This is a genomic window from Maribacter sp. LLG6340-A2, from assembly GCF_045057105.1.
In the GTDB taxonomy this organism is placed as follows: Bacteria; Bacteroidota; Bacteroidia; order Flavobacteriales; family Flavobacteriaceae; genus Maribacter.
This window is the reverse complement of sequence record NZ_CP159332.1, coordinates 304423-323277: the sequence shown is the minus strand read 5'-3', so window position 1 is coordinate 323277 and position 18855 is coordinate 304423. Positions and strand designations below refer to the sequence as shown.

The 18855-nt window shown below is 37.2% G+C and carries 13 protein-coding genes and 1 tRNA gene; 10 read left to right on the top strand and 4 right to left on the bottom strand.

Annotated features, from left to right (window positions below):
- Positions 1–3: 3 nt before the first annotated feature.
- From ABVM52_RS01400 to ABVM52_RS01365, 8 genes are all read left to right on the top strand, one after another.
- Entirely contained in the window at positions 4–1614 is a 1611-nt protein-coding gene (locus ABVM52_RS01400) for a sulfatase (RefSeq protein WP_405382977.1), read from the top strand.
- Positions 1615–1814: 200 nt separating this feature from the next.
- Complete coding sequence (locus tag ABVM52_RS01395) at positions 1815–2558, top strand: M15 family metallopeptidase (protein ID WP_405382975.1); 744 nt, start codon at positions 1815–1817, stop codon at positions 2556–2558.
- 31 nt (positions 2559–2589) lie between these two features.
- A complete protein-coding gene (locus tag ABVM52_RS01390; protein ID WP_405382973.1) occupies positions 2590–3483 on the top strand; it encodes an alpha/beta hydrolase in 894 nt (297 codons plus the stop codon).
- A 116-nt stretch (positions 3484–3599) separates the two neighbouring features.
- Positions 3600–3673, top strand: a tRNA-Pro gene (locus tag ABVM52_RS01385).
- Between the two features lie 655 nt (positions 3674–4328).
- Positions 4329–6578, top strand: coding sequence for an alpha-L-fucosidase (locus tag ABVM52_RS01380; RefSeq protein ID WP_405382971.1), 2250 nt, complete (start codon positions 4329–4331; stop codon positions 6576–6578).
- Positions 6579–6710: 132 nt separating this feature from the next.
- Complete coding sequence (locus ABVM52_RS01375; protein WP_405382969.1) at positions 6711–7793, top strand: efflux RND transporter periplasmic adaptor subunit; 1083 nt, start codon at positions 6711–6713, stop codon at positions 7791–7793.
- Entirely contained in the window at positions 7790–9052 is a 1263-nt protein-coding gene (locus tag ABVM52_RS01370; RefSeq protein WP_405382967.1) for an ABC transporter permease, read from the top strand. Before ABVM52_RS01375 ends, ABVM52_RS01370 begins: the two co-directional genes overlap by 4 nt.
- Positions 9053–9064: 12 nt before the next feature.
- Positions 9065–9745, top strand: coding sequence for an ABC transporter ATP-binding protein (locus ABVM52_RS01365; protein WP_405382965.1), 681 nt, complete (start codon positions 9065–9067; stop codon positions 9743–9745).
- A gap of 67 nt (positions 9746–9812) precedes the next feature.
- Here ABVM52_RS01365 and ABVM52_RS01360 read toward each other — a convergent pair whose 3' ends face one another.
- The 4 genes from ABVM52_RS01360 to ABVM52_RS01345 form a co-directional block, all read right to left on the bottom strand.
- Positions 9813–13082: a ThuA domain-containing protein gene (locus ABVM52_RS01360; RefSeq protein WP_405382963.1), complete on the bottom strand. Its 3270-nt coding sequence runs from the start codon at positions 13080–13082 to the stop codon at positions 9813–9815.
- Positions 13083–13359: 277 nt separating this feature from the next.
- Positions 13360–14193, bottom strand: coding sequence for an AraC family transcriptional regulator (locus tag ABVM52_RS01355; RefSeq protein ID WP_405382961.1), 834 nt, complete (start codon positions 14191–14193; stop codon positions 13360–13362).
- Between the two features lie 84 nt (positions 14194–14277).
- Positions 14278–14982: a LytR/AlgR family response regulator transcription factor gene (locus ABVM52_RS01350; protein WP_405382959.1), complete on the bottom strand. Its 705-nt coding sequence runs from the start codon at positions 14980–14982 to the stop codon at positions 14278–14280.
- Positions 14979–16061 carry a sensor histidine kinase gene (locus tag ABVM52_RS01345; protein WP_405382957.1) on the bottom strand — a complete coding sequence of 361 codons (1083 nt, stop codon included), beginning with the start codon at positions 16059–16061 and terminating at the stop codon, positions 14979–14981. Before ABVM52_RS01345 ends, ABVM52_RS01350 begins: the two co-directional genes overlap by 4 nt.
- A 214-nt stretch (positions 16062–16275) precedes the next feature.
- Here ABVM52_RS01345 and ABVM52_RS01340 point away from each other — a divergent pair, with 214 nt between their 5' ends.
- Together ABVM52_RS01340 and ABVM52_RS01335 are read left to right on the top strand one after the other, a co-directional pair.
- A complete protein-coding gene (locus tag ABVM52_RS01340) occupies positions 16276–17316 on the top strand; it encodes a carbohydrate-binding family 9-like protein (protein WP_405382955.1) in 1041 nt (346 codons plus the stop codon).
- Entirely contained in the window at positions 17291–18421 is a 1131-nt protein-coding gene (locus tag ABVM52_RS01335; protein ID WP_405382953.1) for a hypothetical protein, read from the top strand. Before ABVM52_RS01340 ends, ABVM52_RS01335 begins: the two co-directional genes overlap by 26 nt.
- The last annotated feature ends 434 nt before the right edge of the window (positions 18422–18855 follow it).

Here is an 18855-nt window from a genome sequence, read left to right as displayed (position 1 = left end):
ACTATGAGATGGTTTGTATTTTTAGTAATGAATATGCTGTTGTTTTCTTGTCAAAAGGCAACGGAAGGCGTTAAAGGAGATTCTAGACCTAATATTGTATGGCTGGTTGCAGAGGATCAATCACCAGACTGGTTTCCTATGTATGGGGATTCTATACAATCCTTGCCTAATTTAGAGTCCTTATCGGCAGATGGGGTTGTTTTTACTAATGCAGTATCTCCCGTTGCGGTTTGTGCACCGGCCCGTAGCGCTATTATTACTGGAATGTATCCCTCAACTTTGGGAACCCACAATATGCGAACATATAATGCCTATGCTAATGGTGATAACGAACCAAGTATCAATATTCCCAGCTATTCTCCATTGGTACCCGATGGAGTTAAAATGTTTACCGAATACCTAAGAAAAATTGGTTACTACACATCAAACGGGCCTAAAGAAGATTATAACTTTGAGAAGACCGATGCTGCTTGGGATGAATCTAGTAATACGCATAGTTGGCGTAACCGTTCTGTAGGTCAGCCATTTTTTAGCGTTTTTAATTTTTCGGTGTGTCATGAATCCCAAATATGGGCCAGAAGTAAAGACACACTTTATGTAAGTCCAAAAGACGTAACGGTGCCACCATATTTTCCCGATACGGAAATAGTACGGCATGATCTTGCCGTAAATTACAGTAACCTTAAAAGATTGGATAATCAAATAGGAAAAATTTTGGACCAATTGAAGTCAGACGGTTTATACAACGATACCTATATCTTCTTTTATGGGGATCATGGTGGTCCGTTTCCACGGTATAAAAGAGCATTGTACGATACTGGTTTAAAAGTGCCCATGGTCATTAAATTTCCTAAAAACAAGAATGCGGGCAGTATAGATGAGCGTATATTAAGTTTTATAGATTTGGCGCCAACGGTATTGTCCATTGCCGGTATTGACCCACCAAAAGTTATGCAAGGAATTGCTCAATTTGGGGAGTATGAGGAACAGCGAAAACCTAAATATAGTTTTCATACGGCAGATAGGTTTGATGAACTTTATGATCGGTTACGAGCTGTTAGGTCCAATAGATTTAAGTACATAAAAAATTATAACACGAATATTAGTAGGGCATTGCCGGTTGCCTATAGGCAGCAAATGGGTGTTATGCAAGAATTGAATAGGTTAGATAGCCTAAAAGAATTGTCTGGCTTATCTTCTATATGGATGCGGAAAGACAAGCCTGTAGAAGAGTTTTATGACCTGCAAAAAGACCCTAAGGAACTACACAATTTAGCATTGGTCCCGGCATACAAATATTCAATAGACAGGTATAGAGCCCTACTTAAGGATTGGGTTAAGAATACCAAAGATTTAGGGGAAATAGATGAAAGAATATTAATAGAGAATTGGTTGGTAAAAGGGGAACAGCCAAAGTTGCCACCTATGGAAATACAAGAAAAAGAAGATGGCGTTTATTTGTTTAATGAACGTACAGATGCAACTATTGTCTGGAAAGTGCCACAAGACTCCAAGTGGTCTATTTACAAAGAACCTCTACCAAAAAAAATAAAATTTGAAGCAAAAGCTGAGCGTATTGGATTTAAGGATAGTGAGGTACTTCAGAATAAATAATACGTATAGCATTTAAAAGTCTAGATTAAAATATTTCTGTTATAAATATGATAATTATTACTCCAATTAAATCTATTAACTACCCCTTTGGCTTATAGGTTGAACCAATTCTTTTAATGATTCTATTTAAGGTTGTTTATTGACTGATTACAGGGCTAAATATTAAAAATCTGTATCTTCAAGCACAAATTATTTTAATCATGTTTATCAGAAAAGGGTTTGGGTTACGGCTAGTGGCCATTTTCATGTTGGTGGTAAGTTGTAAGGAAGAGCATAAAAAAGCAGGTACAATTACTGTAAAAAAACAAGAAAAGGAAACAAAAATCGATACTATGGTTGAGGCAAAAGTTAATAACGCCAAACCGGTATTAAAAAGCTTAAAAGGTGTGGCCGATACTACATTTGTACGTTTGGCAGACTATAGTGATGGTTTTGCATATGATTTAAGATATGCCACGGCAAATAATTTTTTAAAGGAGCAAGTGTATGAATGTGGCGAGTGTTATACTAGGGCCAAAACGGTCAAAGCCTTATTGAAGGCAAATGAAGCATTTAAAAAACATGGGGTAAAAATAAAATTCTTTGATTGTTACAGACCAAATTCCGTTCAGTACAAAATGTGGAAGATAGTACCTAATCCACAGTATGTAGCCAATCCCGTAAAAGGCTCTATACATAACAAAGGCGGAGCGGTAGATATAACTTTGGTGACCTTGAATGGCGAAGAATTAGATATGGGAACCGATTTTGATTTCTTTGGCAAACGCGCCTACCATGATAATTTTGACCTACCCCAAGAAATTCTTGACAATAGAAAGTTATTAAAAGAAACCATGGAGACCTATGGGTTTTGGTCTACACGAACCGAGTGGTGGCATTATAATCTACAGGGAGCATCAAAAGACCCAATTGCCAATTTTAAATGGGACTGCAATGAGATGTAGTGTTTTAAAAGCTGTATTTGGTATATTTTTTATGAGTAGTATTCATAGCTGTGTTACACAAGAGCGGATAATTGAACTATGGCCAGAGAATCAAATACCAAACCAAAAAGAAACCAATATACAGGAGGTTCAAGAGTATACGGATATATTGAGAATTAGCAAGGTACAACAACCAACCCTAGAAGTTTTTTTGCCGGATGAATCAAAAGCAACTGGAAAGGCAATGTTGATTTTTCCTGGAGGTGGTTATGGAATTTTGGCCTATGATTGGGAAGGAACCGCTGTCGCTAAATTTTTGGTAGAACATGGTATAGCAGGTATTGTGGTCAAGTATAGATTACCTTCTGATGAAACCCAAACAAGTAAAGAAAATGTTCCTTTGATTGATGCCCAAAGAGCCATGCGCGTGGTAAGGAGTAGGGCAAAAGAATGGAACCTTGATAGTAATAACATAGGCATAATAGGGTTCTCTGCAGGCGGACATTTAGCATCAACACTTGGAACAAAATTTAACAAAAAGGTATATGCGAATGTAGATAAAGCGGATAGCTTAAGTGCAAGGCCAGATTTTATGGTGTTGCTTTATCCCGTAATAACCATGGGCGAGAAAACCCATATGGGTTCTAGGGAAAATTTACTGGGAAAGAACCCTTCAGCGCAAATGTTAACGGAGTTTTCAAGCGAATTGCATATTAATGAGCAAACACCGGCTACTTATCTAATCCATGCAATGGATGATGAGGCAGTACCTGTAGCCAATAGCGAGTATTTTTATGCCCTGCACAATGCAAAATCAAAAGAACCAAGCCAATTGTATCTGTTTGAAAAAGGAGGACATGGTTTTGGAATGGCCAAGGACAATGAAATATTAAGAAAATGGCCTTTATTGGTTTTAGATTGGATTAATAGTTTGGAAACCGATTAACTTTTTTATTTTTGCAACCTCAATTTAAGAATGTAATCTGGAAGCAAAGTTCTTATAGCCATTTTTAAGTTGTTAGGAGCGTATAAAAATGCAATTTTATAACAATCCTTTTTTTTCGGGATGTAGCGCAGTCCGGTAGCGCACTCGGCTGGGGGTCGAGTGGTCGCAGGTTCAAATCCTGTCATCCCGACTAAATAGAAAAGTGAACTGTGAAAGCAGTTCACTTTTTGTTTTCAATGATGTCATGAACATAGTTCATGTAAAGAATTGAAAACAAAAAGTGAGTAGGCGCTAGCCTTCGCTTTGTTATTTGCAACGAGGGTTTATAAGGATTCTCTAAATCCAATCTCATGTAAAGAATTGGAAACAAAAAGTGAGTAGGCGCTAGCCTTCGCTTTGTTATATGCAATGAGGGTTCATTAGGATTCTCTAAATCCAATCTCATGCAAAGAATTGGAAACAAAAAGTGGGTAGGCGCTAGCCTTTACTTTGTTATTTGCAATGAGGGTTCATTAGGATTCTCTAAATCCAATCTCATGTAAAGAATTGGAAACAAAAAGTGGGTAGGCGATAGCCTTCCCTTTTTTATTTGCAACGAGGGTTCATTAGGATTCTCTAAATCCAATCTCATGTAAAGAATTGGAAACAAAAAGTGAGTAGGCGCTAGCCTTCAGATTATGTCGTTCAATCCATCGCCTAATAAATTTAAGTATACCTACGTTTGCAAAAAAAGTATTGCTTTTGGTCATCTTTGCGTAGGTTTTTATAATCATATTCTGTTAGTTTTGAAAATGTCTGTACAAAATGTACATGCTTAATATTCAAAGTGAATTGATATGTCTATAATGGCTTTAAAAAAATATAGTACTTTTCTAAGTGTTCTTTCGGTATTCATTTGGTTTACATCCTGTTCCACCAAAACAAAATCGGCATTGGTGTTGCCCACGGAGAATACTAAGGCATTGGATAATAATGATATTGAGGATTCCGTAAAATTAAAAGCAGCACATATTATTCCGTCAAAGAATCAATATGAGGCGCTAAAGGATGAATTTATCGCCTTTGTACACTTTGGCCCCAATACCTTTAGTAGAATGGAATGGGGCAATGGTATGGAAGACCCATCAATCTTTAATTTAAAAAATCTGGATACAGACCAGTGGTGTAAGGCCATGAAAGATGCAGGAATGAAAAAAGTGATTATTACCGCCAAGCATCACGATGGTTTTGTATTATGGCAGAGTAGGTATACACAGCATGGTGTAATGTCCTCTCCATTTAAAAATGGAAAAGGAGATGTCGTAAAAGAATTGTCGGAATCTTGTAAAAAATATGGAATTAAATTAGGGGTATATTTATCACCGGCAGATTTATATCAAATAGAAAATCCTGCCGGTCTTTATGGCAATTTAAGTAAGTATACCAAACGTACAATTCCTAGGAAGGTAGAAGGACGACCTTTTGAAAATAAAACCACTTTTGAGTTTGAAGTGGATGATTATAATGAGTATTTCTTAAACCAATTGTTTGAATTGTTAACGGAGTATGGCCCAATAGATGAAGTTTGGTTTGATGGCGCCCACCCCAAACGTAAAGGAAATCAGCAATATAAATATAGGGATTGGAAGAAATTAATAACTGCCCTAGCACCTAATGCAGTAGTTTTTGGAAAAGAAGGTACGCGTTGGTGCGGCAATGAAGCAGGGGCAACAAGAGATACCGAGTGGAACGTTGTGCCCTATGAAGAAGACCCTAGAACCATGAACCTTTTTGCCGATATAACGGACGAAGATGTTGGGAGTATGAAAAAATTGGTTGCCGCTAAGTTCTTGCACTACCAGCCTGCAGAGACCAACACCTCCATTAGGGAAGGATGGTTTTATAGGGATGATACCGACCAAAAGGTAAGAACTACGGACGATGTCTTTGATATATATGAACGTTCTGTTGGTGGTAATTCAATATTTTTATTAAATATTCCTCCCAACCGCGAAGGTAAATTTTCCGATCAAGATGTTCAAGTATTACAAGAAACCGGAAAAAGAATACAGGAGACCTATGGGGTAAGTTTATTGGAAGGAGCTGACGGACCTAAAGAGCTTTTGGATCAGGACAATAAAACGCATTTAATATTGCATAATGAGGAACCGATCGTTGAGATAACCTTACCTAAGACCAATAAGATCAATAGGTTTCTAGTTCAGGAACATGTTGAGTTGTATGGCGAACGTGTAGCCAAACATGCACTGGATGCTTGGGTAAACGGGGAATGGCAAGAAATTGCCAATGCCACCAATATTGGTTACAAAAGAATTTTACGTTTTCCAGAGGTTGAGACAAACAAGCTAAGATTACGTATTCTAGAGTCAAGATATATACCCGTATTACAACATATTTCTGCTCATTATTTTAAAAGCAGACCACCTCAATTACAGTTTAGTAGAAATAGTAAAGGAGAGGTCAATATAGTCCCTAAAATGTCAGATTTTGGTTGGAATCCAAACGGGGAGAATGCTGGGGCAAATCTTAATAAAGGCATGCAGATTTATTATACTACGGACGGACAAGAACCCACGGAATCGTCTCAATTATTTACCGGACCATTTCAATTTGGGAAAGGAATCGTTAATGCTATTGCCATAATTAATGGGGAAAAAGGAAGTATTGCTACGTTTAGGTTTGGAGTACCAAAAATGTCCTGGAAATTGACAGCGACAAGTAGTGCGCAGAAAAAGCATGAGGGCAAGCTGCTTTTTGATGAAAACCCTAACACCTATTGGCAGTCCCAGGACAGTGATAGTGAACAATATGTTATACTTGATTTAGGCGAGGAGTTGCAGCTTAGTGCTTTTGCATATACACCGCCCACTTCTATATCAAATAGTATGATAGAAAAAGGTACAATTTATTCTAGTATGAATGGCAAATCTTGGGTTAAACAGGACAGCTTTACCTTTGGTAATCTAATCAATGACCCTACCCAAAGAAATCATACCTTTAAGAAGGATTTCAGTGCTAGGTATATAAAATTACAAGTCAATGAAATTGCTGGTGAAGGAGATAAAGCTGCCATTGCAGAACTGGATTTTTATTAATTACAACTAACGCGCATTATAAAATTTAAAATCAATGCTTTGGTTTTAAGGAGGGTCATGTAGCTTATATGATTTTACTCATAGGCTAGCATATTCTTTAGTAGTTACTTTGGTCAAAGTAATCTAAATGATATGCGCTTTTTTAAAATCATAGTTCTTTCATTGCTTTTTCTGGGGTGTGAAGGAAATCAAGATAAGATTTCACCAAAAAGGACAACCCTTACCGTGTCCGTTTATGCATCTGCAACCGTACAACCAGATAGTTTGTACCATATTTATGCTGCCGTAGGTGGTATCTTGGACCATAACTTTAAAGAGGAGGGAGATTTTGTTCTAAAAGGCGACCCTGTTCTACAGATTATTGATCGTGCCCCAAGATTGAATACTGAAAATGCGTTTTTGGCCTTACAGCAATCCAAAGAGAATTTAGAGGGTAACACCGCAGTTTTAAAAGAGATTGAGGATGAGGTTTACGCGGCTAGATTAAAATATCTGAACGACTCTATCAATTTTGCCAGACAGCAACGTCTTTGGGAGCAAGGAATTGGCTCCAAAGCTGAGTTTGATACTAAAAAGTTGGCTTTTCAACTATCCCAAAATCAACATAAAACATTAAAAGCGCGTTATATTAGAACGCGTTTTGAATTGGAAACTAAAATGGTACAAGCCCAAAATAGTTATCAATCTACCAAAATAGCGACAGAGGATTTTACGGTGCATAGTAGAATAACAGGAAGGGTATATGCTCTCTTTAAAGAACCCGGAGAATTGGTTAGTACCATAGAGCCCCTTGGCACAATTGGCAGTGAGCATGATTTTATTATTGAAATGTTGATTGATGAGGTCGATATTATCAAAATACAATTAGATCAGCAGGTGCTAATAACCTTAGAGGCTTATCCTAATGAAGTCTTTACCGCAAGGGTAAGCAAGATATATCCACAAAAGGAAGAACGATTACAGACGTTTACAATTGAGGCATTGTTCAACTCACCACCCAAATTACTATATCCGGGATTGGCCGGTGAAGCAAATATTCTTATCACCGAAAAGAAAGATGCACTTACCATACCGCGCAGCTATTTGTTGGAGGGGAATAAGGTTAAGACTCCACAAGGCGTTGTGGATGTTCAGGTAGGACTGCAAAATTTGGAACAGGTAGAAATTCTGTCCGGTATAACGGAAGCCACCTTGTTAATTAAGCCAACGCAATGATAAACTGGAAAGTCATTTTAAACATTGCCAAAACACATCTTTTAACCAAGATGAAATCTACGGTTACGGCCGCTTTAGGGGTAACCTTTGGTATTGGGGCCTATATTACCCTGGTCAGTTTTATGACCGGACTCAATACCATGTTAGATAGTTTAATCTTGAACCAAACACCTCATATTCATTTATATAATGAAATTGCACCAACTAAAGACCAACCTATTTCGCTTTACGATGAGTTTGAAAATTCGGTCCACATTATAAGTTCCATTAAGCCCAAATTAGGACAAAAGAAAATACATAATGCGGTTCCAATCCTTAACTATTTAAAAAATAAAGATGTTGTAAAAGGGGCTACGCCCCAAGTACGCGCACAGATTTTTTATCTCTCCGGATCTATTGAATTAGGGGGCAGTATAGTAGGGGTGGATATTATGGAAGAAACAAGATTGTCCAATATGCGCGATTATATTGTACAGGGTTCTCCAGAAGCTTTAAGGAATATAGATAACGGAATCTTATTGGGTGCAGGTCTGGCGAGCAAAATGTCCTTGTCCGTGGGAGATAGGGTTCAAGTGAGTACCGTTGCCGGGGCACTAGTACCCTTAAAGATTGTTGGTCTATATCAAAGCGGTATTGCCGATGTGGATAACGTACAGAGCTTTTGTAATTTAAAGACGGTACAGCGTATTCTTGGTAAATCGCAAAATTATATTACCGATATCAATATTAAGCTTCACGATATTGAACGTTCACCACAATTGGCAGAATTTCTAGAACAACAATTTAACGTTACGGCAACGGATATCAATGAGGCCAATGCACAATTTGAGACAGGTTCAAATATTAGAAATTTAATTACCTATGCCGTTTCCATCACTTTGCTTATCGTTGCTGGTTTTGGTATTTATAATATCCTTAATATGCTTATTTATGAAAAAATGAAGGATATAGCCATTTTGAAAGCAACGGGTTTTTCAGGTACGGATGTTCAGTTCATATTCATGAGTCAAGCTATGATCATAGGTATAGTAGGTGGAATTTTAGGTTTGGTATTGGGGTTTGTACTTTCCATAATCATTGATGGTCTGCCTTTTGAGACAGAAGCGTTGCCCACCATAAATACATATCCTGTAAATTTTAATGGTGCATATTATGCCATAGGAATTGTGTTCACGTTAATTTCTACCTGTATTGCAGGCTGGCTACCATCCAATAAGGCAAAACATATAGATCCGGTCAAAATTATTAGAGGTACTTAAAATGGTGTTGAAATGAAAAATGTTTTAGAGGCTAAAAATATCAACAAGCATTTTTTAAAACCTAAGGATTTTCATGTCCTTAAGGATATTTCCTTTGCGATAAAACCAGGGGAATTTGCATCTATCATGGGCAAGTCGGGTTCAGGGAAGTCTACTTTACTTTATATACTTTCTTCAATGGATACGGATTACACGGGAGAATTGTTTTTAAATGACACCCTAATAACGGGTAAGCCGGCATCGGAACTTTCCAGAATAAGAAATGAACATATAGGTTTTGTGTTTCAGTTTCATTATTTGTTATCGGAGTTCAGTGTATTGGAAAATGTAATGCTTCCCGCTAAAAAATTGGCCCGTAAACCTGAGTTGGAAATAGCGCATGATGCTTATGAAAAATTAAGAATGTTGGGTATAGAAAAATTAGCAAAACAAAAAGCATCGCGCATTTCTGGTGGCGAAAAACAACGGGTTGCAATTGCCAGGGCTCTGATCAATAATCCTTCTATATTAATGGGTGATGAGCCTACCGGTAATTTAGATAGTTATAACTCTGATAATGTGTTCAATATTTTTAAAAGATTAAAGGAAGAAGAAGGGTTGTCCCTTTTAGTGGTTACCCATGACGAGGATTTTGCCAAACGTACGGACTATATTATTGAAATGGAAGATGGGCGTATAATATCGGGTAAATAACGGATAAGGTTTTTAAATAAAAAAGGCTTCAAACTAGTTTGAAGCCTTCTTACTTTACCGTGCTATATTACCTTTTATAGTCAAATGAAATCCAGTCTGCATGGCAAATATTTTGTGTGGGGTCCTGCTCATAATTAAAAACAAGGAATAAGTTGGCCTTGGCAACAGTAGGGGATACAGGAATAGTATAATACACAGTTTCTTCCTCACCATTATGAGCAAGATTTTGTTTGCCGATCAACGGTCCGTCCAAACTATTTTCATGAATTTCCAAGGTTCCTTTAAATTCTTGATCTTGGTTAAAGAAGGCGGCAAATTTTAAATTTCTTAGATTTTCAAGTGGTATAGCATTGAACTTTAAGAAAGATCCATGTTGTAGAACCCCAACCACCCTAGATTTGCTAGTGCTCCAAGTTCCGGTACCTTCCTTTATTTCGTTTGCATCTTCGGCTTCAATTTTTTGACTCTTAAAGACCATCTGTTCGCTAACGGTAAGTGCTGAGTTAGGTTGTGTCTGGTTGCCTTTGTCACGGTATGAGGCCATGAGCACATAATTACCTTCGCCAGGTTTATTTATATGTTCGTTAAATGTAATAGTTCCGGATAACGGCAATGATTTTTTAACGCCCTCTTTCTGTGGTTTTAGGCTAAGTATATAGTCTACCATTTGCGTAACTTCCTCCACGGTAAGTTGGGGGTGTGCGGACATTGCATTTTCTCCCCATGCGCCACCACCGCCTTTTATAATTTTGGAAACCAAATAACCGGTATCCTCCTTACTATATCGCTTTGCGATATCAATATAACTAGGACCGTTGACTTTATCTTTAATGGCGTGGCAGGCCTTACAATCAGAAGCTTCAATGGCTTTTTTTCCAGCAGGTTCAAGATTACGCTGATGGCCTAGTGTCGCCTTAACAAAATCCCGACCCTCCGGAATATAATCAAATGTGACCTTAACATCTTCTGCGGCAATGGTTTGGTTGGCCGTAGAACCATCTTGCTTGTCTTCAACGAGGATAGTGTAGTCTATTTTTTTACCGTCCCAGTATATGGTATCATTGTTGGCTACTTCAATAGTAAGGGTGGGGGCATCGTTACCTACCAATATTTTTGAATGGGTAGATGCTGTATTTCCTTTACTGTCCGTTACTTGTAAGGTTACGTTATAGATGCCATCTTCGGTAAAAGTAAACTCGGTATTCATTTCTTGTGACTGTGAAGTATCTCCGGTAAAGTACCAATCATAGGAAAGTTTGTCATGATCAAAGTCCTTGGAGTCTTCTGCGGAAAAAGCAACCGTCAAAGGTGCGGCACCAACCGTTTTGTCATGTGTAAATTTTGCAACGGGTTCTCTATTACCCTTTATATAGGAAATACTACTTAATCTGGCGTCTAAATTCTGGGAATTCCATTTTTGACCATATTCAAGAAGGTACATATTTCCGTTAGATGCAAATATCATGTCCATAGGATGGGAAAACTCTTCATTAGGCATAAAGGCATCGGCTTTTACGTAATTGTGATTCTCATCTAGGGTGATGACGTAGATCCAATCTCTCATCCATTCATAAACAAAAAGTTTATCTTCAAAATAGCTTGGCCAAAGGTTTTCTGCAGAGGCCATATCGTCCTTATGAAATACGGGTCCTGCCATGGGGTTAATACCACCTTGGCCCATCCAAGGAAATTCTTCTGATCTGTAATAGGTCATGGGAATCATGGATTTTTGTACCGGCGGTAATTTTTGAATTCCGGTATTATGAGGAGAATCGTTAATAAGGTTGGCGGGATCAAATTTGGCACCCGAAGTATTGGTCGCAAAATCAAAGTCATTATAGGCTTCATTATATCCTCTGGTAAAAGGCCATCCCCAAAAACCGGCTTTTTTTGCCTGATTATATTCACCCATTCCACTTGGTCCTCTGTTGGGGTCTGCCTTACCGGCATCTGGTCCTATATCTCCCCAGTATAGGATTCCGGTTTTGCTATCAATAGAATGTCTAAAAGGGTTTCTTAGTCCCATTGCGTAGATTTCCGGTCTTGTTTTTTCATTTCCTTCAGGAAATAAGTTTCCTTCTGGAATAGTGTAGCTGCCATCTTTCTGGGGTTTTATGCGTAATATTTTGCCCCTTAGGTCATTAGTATTGGCCGCAGAACGCTGGGAATCAAATCCTGCCCTGTCCAATCGTTCGTCCATAGGAGCGAAACCAGAGGATTCAAACGGATTGGTATTATCTCCTAGCGCAATAAAAAGGTTTCCGTTAGGACCAAATTCCAACGCACCACCACTATGGCAGCACTGGCGATCGGTTGGTATTTCCAGTAGAATTTTTTCGGAATCCAGATCAAGAATGTCATCCTTTAAGGTAAAACGTGATACATGTTGTTTTGAGATATCTCCCTTATTGGAATATAACAAGTATATCCAGTTATTCTCAACATAATCAGGGTCTACCGCCAAGCCCAATAACCCGTCCTCGTTTCCATAAAAAAGTTCAAGTTGCGCTATGGTCTTTGTTTGTTCCGTTTTAAAATCAAAAAGTTTTAATGCGCCGTGGCGTTCAATGAATAGAATACCTTTACCGGGCAACTCATCTAGTTCCATGGGTTCATTAAGGTTAAAATCCAAAACGTTTTTTACAAACCGGTCGGCTGGGGGTACTCTATCTGTAGTGGATAGGGCGTAATTTAAAGAACCATCACCAATAGCATAGGAAATACCTCCCCATAAATGTGATAAAAATGTAGGGTCTTCAAACGTTTCATCCGTATGTCCCATTTCCGTATAAAAGGCCCTGCCGCCATCATATGCATGGTACCATGATATGGGGTGACCCTCTGGGTTCGTACCGCCTTCATAACTGTTTTCATCAATAGAAATCAGCACGTTGATATTTGGATTAATATCCTTGAAATTATACCATTCATCACTCTTGATCCAGGATTTTTCTAGATGTTCGGTAGATGGGTGTTTAGTGTTCTCAATGTTCAATTTGGCTTCTTGAATACGGGGGTGGTCGTTAAAAACGGCACCTACAAGTTTATTGTACCACGGCCAATCATACTCGGTATCCGTAGCGGCATGTATACCTACAAAGCCACCGCCAGCTTGTATGTAGCGTTCAAAATCTGCCTGTTGCACATCATTTAATATATCTCTGGTAGTATTGTTGAAAATTACCGCTGCATAATTTTTTAAGGAATCTTCAACAATATAATCGGCATTTTCCGTAATAATGACCTGGTAGCCCTGCTCAGTACCTAATTTTTCTAGTGCCAAATTCCCGGCCTCTATTGACCCATGTCTAAAACCTGCAGTTTTGCTAAAGACCAAAAGTGTGTTGTTTTTTTGGGAACATCCTTGTATTAAAATAAAAATAAAGCAAAGGAAGATGATTGGGTAGGGGAAACTAAATGAATTATTACGTCTATACATTCAATATTGAATTAATTTATCTCTGGGCTTAGTAAGCTAAAATTTGTGACCAAAATAGATGTATTATAAAAAATAATCAAACTAAATTTTTACCTTCATCAATACAATTTATGCTCAAATTGTACCTAGAGGAAAGGTATTGTCAAAAATATATAGAAAACGCTTAGATTTTGTATTAACGATATTCTGATGGTGCGCAGCCAATATTTTTTTTAAAGATGCGGTTGAAATAGGATAAGCTATTAAAACCAGAGTTAAAACAGGCCATGCTAACGGAGTTCGTAGCATTGTTTTCCTTTAATAATTTACAGGCATAATTTATGCGCACTCCGTTTAAAAAATTAACGAAGGTTTTGTGGGTGTTCTTTTTAAAGTAGCGACAAAATGCCGTTTTGTTCATGGCAACCATTTCTGCAATTTCATTCAACTTAATTTCGTTCTTGAAATTCATCATAATATACTCTATAACGGTATTGATACGGTCATCTTTAATGTTTACTTGGTCGATCCATTCAATACTACCAAGTTTGGCCAGGTTTTCAATAAGGGATAAACGATATAGAATCTTTAAGGTTTGCAATACTTTTTCATCTGAACTAGTTTTTTCCAGCTCATGAAAAAGCTTTTTGAATTTTTGACTCTCCTTAGTATTAAATTTTAAGCCCCTATTGCTTAAAAGTAATAATGAATTAATATGGTTGAATTCTTCACCCAACATCCCCAGTTTTTTTAAAAAATCATAGTTTAAGTGTACTACGATAGAGGAGGATTCCCCTTCAAAATCAGGGGAACTATCAAACATATGAGGAATGTTGGAACCAATGAGAAAGATATTATTAGATTCAAAACTCCCTATAAAATCGCCCACATATAAGGTGCCTTTTCCGGAAACGATATACACGAGTTCCAGCTCTGGATGGTAGTGCCATAGTTTTAAGAATTCATCATCTGTAAATGATGAGAATAAAACATTGGATCGTAAGTTTTTATGTAAAAGGTGTAATTTCAAGAATTAGGTTTAGTACATAATATGGATACTCCCCTTAAATTAATTATTTAAAGGCCCATATTAAAGATACTCTTATTTTATAAATTACATAAAAATGGCTTTTTTAACATCGTCAATATAGCTTCTTCCTATGGTATATCTAACACCTTCAATAGATAGGCTGTTGCCTTCTATGAATTCTACCTTATCCAGTGCCACGGTAAACGATCTGTGGATCCTTATGAATTTATGGGACGGAAGTTCGTCTGTAAAACTACTTAAGGTCCTATGTGCAATAAAATTACCTTTAGAGGTTTTTATTCTTATATAGTCTTTTAAGCTTTCAACAATACTGATATCGGCAAAGTATATTTTTTGATGTTTTTTCTTGTCCACCTTAATAAAAAGGTGGTCCACTTCATCTTTTTCCGAACCAATTTCCTTGGTGTTGGATTTAAGTTCCAATACCCGGTTAACCGCTTTAAGGAATCTTGGAAAAGGTATGGGTTTTACCAAATAGTCTATAGCCTCCAATTCATAACAATTAAGGGCATATTCTTCATGTGCGGTGGTTATGATGACCATGGGTTTGTTGGTTAGGTTTTCCAAAAAATCAAGACCGTTTAGAATAGGCATGTTAATGTCTAGAAATAAGATGTCTACAGCGTTTTTTTGCACATAGGAAGATGCTTCTACAGCATTGGTAAAGGTTTCTATAAGTTCTAGTTCCTTGACCTCGTTTATGTATTTTTTGATTACATTGACCGCTAACGGTTCATCATCTATAATAACAGCTTTTAAATTCTTCATACATTCAATTTTAAAAACACTTTAAATATACTATTGGTAGTTGTAATATCTAGTTCATACTCATCTGGGCGGTACCCAAGTTCCAATCTCTTCTTAACATTTTGCAATCCTATACCGCCTTCCTCATTTAATCTATTGGTTGCGGGCGTTTTTGGTATAGGGTTGGTCATTTCAAAATAAAGTACATTCTCCTTTACCGCAATGTTAATGTCTATTGTCATGGGTTCAATGGTTTTGTTTGCGCCATGCTTAAAACTGTTTTCTACAAAAGGAATCAACAGCATAGGGGCAATACGCTTATTGTCCAGATTGCCGGTAATGTTCATGTTAATGGTCAGGGAATCATTAAACCTTATTTTTTCTAGGTCAAGATAGTTTTGTATCAACTCCACCTCGCTCTGCAGGTCTTGCTTGTTTTTCCTTGCCGCATACAATAGGTAGCGCATTAACTCGGAAAGTTTTAGGACAACCTCAGGAGCTCTATTAGATTTTTCTAAGGTTAGCGAATAAATGTTGTTCAAGGTGTTGAAGAAAAAATGCGGAGATACTTGTGACCTTAAAAAACTAAGTTCAGAGGTAAGTTGTCTTGTTTCCAGTTCATGTAGTTTTTGATGTTCCCTAAGCCAATCTATGGTAATTTTTATGGCGGTAACAAATGACACCACATATAATTCTCCAAACATGGTGACAATGGCGTAATTAAGGGTAATGCTGTTAACCACTTCAGAAGCCTCTGGCATTACATTGGTATCAATTAAATAATAGGTGAGATTAAATTTTACGATTAACATAAGCACCAATGAACCAAAAATGGCCAAGGTGTACTCCAAATATCTTTTGTTGAACACAAAGACGGGCATCAAGAAATATACATTAAAGTAAGACAGTGCCATGTGTATGGGGAACCCTATTAAATTGGTTTTTATGGAGTAGATATAGTCGTTATGTAAACTTCCCCAGCGTAAAGTGTTGAACAAGATGTAGATAGACCAAAAGATGATATGATATTTATAATGAATTTTATAGCTCTCAGAGCTCTTACTTTCTATAATATCATTAATTCTTTTCTTAACGGCCATTTATATTGCGCTATTCAAATACTTTATTCGACTTTCTAAACCCGTTGTTGGTCTAAATTTTATGCGATAATAACAAATGGTTTCCAATATTTGAGAGTACCGCTGTTAATTTTTATTGGATGAAGTCAATTTACCTTATTGCAAAAGTAATTGGTTTCTAAAAATAGAAAGCTACGTAGTTCCCAGCTTTAAACAGAACAACTAACTAGTTTCAATGCCAACAACTCGGAAATTACTTAATTTTTTAATCCTATGTGTCTCATTTGCATGTAGCACTACCGCCCAGCAAATACCACATACCTATGTTGCTAAAAAAAACCAAGAACAACTGAATATAGATGGGTTGGCAAATGAGGATGCTTGGAAAAATGCGGCATGGTCTTCAGAATTCATAGATATAGAAGGTGTTCTAACTCCCACTTACAAAACAAGGGTGAAAATGCTTTGGGACGATACCTATTTGCATTTCTATGCGGAAATGGAAGAGCCCCATGTCTGGGGGACCTTAAAGCAACGGGATACGGTTATTTTTTATAATAACGATTTTGAAATATTTATAGACCCTGATGGTGATACCCATAATTATATGGAATTTGAAATGAATGTTTTAAATACTATTTGGGATTTATACCTGACCAAGCCCTACCGAAATCATGGAAACGTATTGGATCATTGGAATATGAAAGGTCTACGATCGGCAGTACATATTAATGGTACGGTAAACGATCCTAGTGATACTGATAAAGGCTGGTCTGTAGAGGTCTCCATACCATGGGAAGTAATGGGAGAAGCATATAAAGGTGCAACTCCGCCAGTGAACAAGTTTTGGCGAATTAATTTTTCGCGAGTGAATTGGCAATATGATTTAACGGATGGGCGCTATAGCAGAAAACGGAGAGAGGACGGAAGCTTTACGCCAGAGTACAATTGGGTATGGAGTCCGCAACAAGTTATTAATATGCATGAACCCGAACGGTGGGGCTATGTTTATTTTACCGAAGATACGGCACATCCGGAGCGTTTTGAAATTCCGGATGATGAATACATAAAATGGTATATGTATGAGGTTTATCGAAAAATTATGACGGGAGAGCATAAGGAAGAAAGCCTTGCTGTACCTGAAATAATTAGGGGTAAATCCATAGCTATAAATATAAAAGAGGAATTAAAAGGCTATGTAATTTATGTTACCAGTCCTTTTAGTGGAAAACAATTAATGATAGACACAGATGGAAAATTTATTGAGCAAAAATAATTTTGGCAAATTCTTGTCCTGTATACTTTTAACCGTGTTTTTGTGCTCATGCAATGAACAAAACGGGGAAAAAAATACAGTAGTAAAAGTAGAACAGGAAACTAGCCCTTTTAAATTTTGGACATGGATTACGGCAGACGCGTCTAGAACAGATGATTCTTATGTAGAGGAGTTTGCAAAATATGCGGAAAATGGTATAGATGCAGTGTTGATCAATACCTACGCAGACCCAGAACTTTTAGAAAGATTAACACCTTTTGCTTTGGAAAAGGGGTTAGAAGTGCATGCTTGGATGTTTACAATGAACAGGCCCGGTGACAAAATAGCGGAACAACATCCAGAATGGTATGCCGTGAGCAGAGATGGAAAATCTTGTTATGACGAACCACCTTATGTGGGGTATTATAAATGGTTGTGCCCAACGAGGAAAGAATCTAGGGAACATATTTTAAGTCTGGTAGAAGGATTGTCAAAGGTTGAAGGTGTGGCCAGTGTACATTTAGACTATATCCGCTATTCGGATATTTTTCTTCCTATTGGGCTTTTGCCAAAATACAATTTAAAGCAAGAGGTAGAATTACCAACTTATGATTTTTGTTATTGTGATGTTTGCACATCTACCTTTGAAAAGTTACACCATAAAAATCCAAATGATTTTACCAATCCTGCCATTGATATGGAATGGAAAAATTTTAGGTTGAATAGGGTGAAGGCGGTAGTAGATGCATCTTATGAAATAGCACATGCAAATGGTAAAAATTTAACGGCCGCCGTATTCCCTTACCCAGAAATGGCAGATCATATGGTACGTCAACGTTGGGATAAATGGAATATTGATGCCGTACTGCCTATGATCTATAACCAGTTCTACAACGAGGAAATAGGGTGGATCGGTTATGCAACCAAGCAGGGTGTAACGGACCTTGAAAAACGAAAAGTGGAATTACATACTGGGATATACGTTCCGGAAATGCCAGCAGAGGAACTTTTGAACGCTATGAACCTTGCCAAGGAAAATGGGGCAAAAGGCGTATCGTTTTTTGATGGTCCTGCAATTACTGATGATCAATGGAAAATTATCAAGCAGTATAAACTTGGTCAATAATCAAGCAAAAGGTATGGTTAAAACTTGAACAAAATTGCAGATTGTAATAATTGAACGTATATGAATGTTTGAGTTTGAATTTTGATGGATTCCCATAAAATTAGACTTAAAAATAGGAAATACAGCAATTTATCAAGTCAGGAATAGAAATGTGTCAATTATAATGTAATGTGGCTTGATTCCTTTACATATATAGGGTTATTGATGCTAAAGAAATATAAGTATAATTAAAATTATAGTTTCATGATGAATCAAAGACGGAAGGAGGTGAGAAATTTCTGAATTCATCTGAATATCAGTATAGTTCGGAAATGCATAAAAACAATAATGCAAATATTGTACAAGTGATGGCGAATATCCTTCATTTTAAAGGTTTCTGTAGACTCTATATTTGATATTAAGAAAACCTTATTAGAACGTTAAACTAAATAACT

Bases quoted from the DNA above. Each gene is read 5' to 3' on its own strand.
- ABVM52_RS01400 (WP_405382977.1), top strand. From the start codon at position 4: ATGAGATGGTTTGTATTTTTAGTAATGAATATGCTGTTGTTTTCTTGT.
- ABVM52_RS01395 (WP_405382975.1), top strand. From the start codon at position 1,815: ATGTTTATCAGAAAAGGGTTTGGGTTACGGCTAGTGGCCATTTTCATG.
- ABVM52_RS01390 (WP_405382973.1), top strand. From the start codon at position 2,590: ATGAGTAGTATTCATAGCTGTGTTACACAAGAGCGGATAATTGAACTA.
- ABVM52_RS01380 (WP_405382971.1), top strand. From the start codon at position 4,329: ATGGCTTTAAAAAAATATAGTACTTTTCTAAGTGTTCTTTCGGTATTC.
- ABVM52_RS01375 (WP_405382969.1), top strand. From the start codon at position 6,711: ATGCGCTTTTTTAAAATCATAGTTCTTTCATTGCTTTTTCTGGGGTGT.
- ABVM52_RS01370 (WP_405382967.1), top strand. From the start codon at position 7,790: ATGATAAACTGGAAAGTCATTTTAAACATTGCCAAAACACATCTTTTA.
- ABVM52_RS01365 (WP_405382965.1), top strand. From the start codon at position 9,065: ATGAAAAATGTTTTAGAGGCTAAAAATATCAACAAGCATTTTTTAAAA.
- ABVM52_RS01350 (WP_405382959.1), bottom strand. From the start codon at position 14,982: ATGAAGAATTTAAAAGCTGTTATTATAGATGATGAACCGTTAGCGGTC.
- ABVM52_RS01345 (WP_405382957.1), bottom strand. From the start codon at position 16,061: ATGGCCGTTAAGAAAAGAATTAATGATATTATAGAAAGTAAGAGCTCT.
- ABVM52_RS01340 (WP_405382955.1), top strand. From the start codon at position 16,276: ATGCCAACAACTCGGAAATTACTTAATTTTTTAATCCTATGTGTCTCA.
- ABVM52_RS01335 (WP_405382953.1), top strand. From the start codon at position 17,291: ATGGAAAATTTATTGAGCAAAAATAATTTTGGCAAATTCTTGTCCTGT.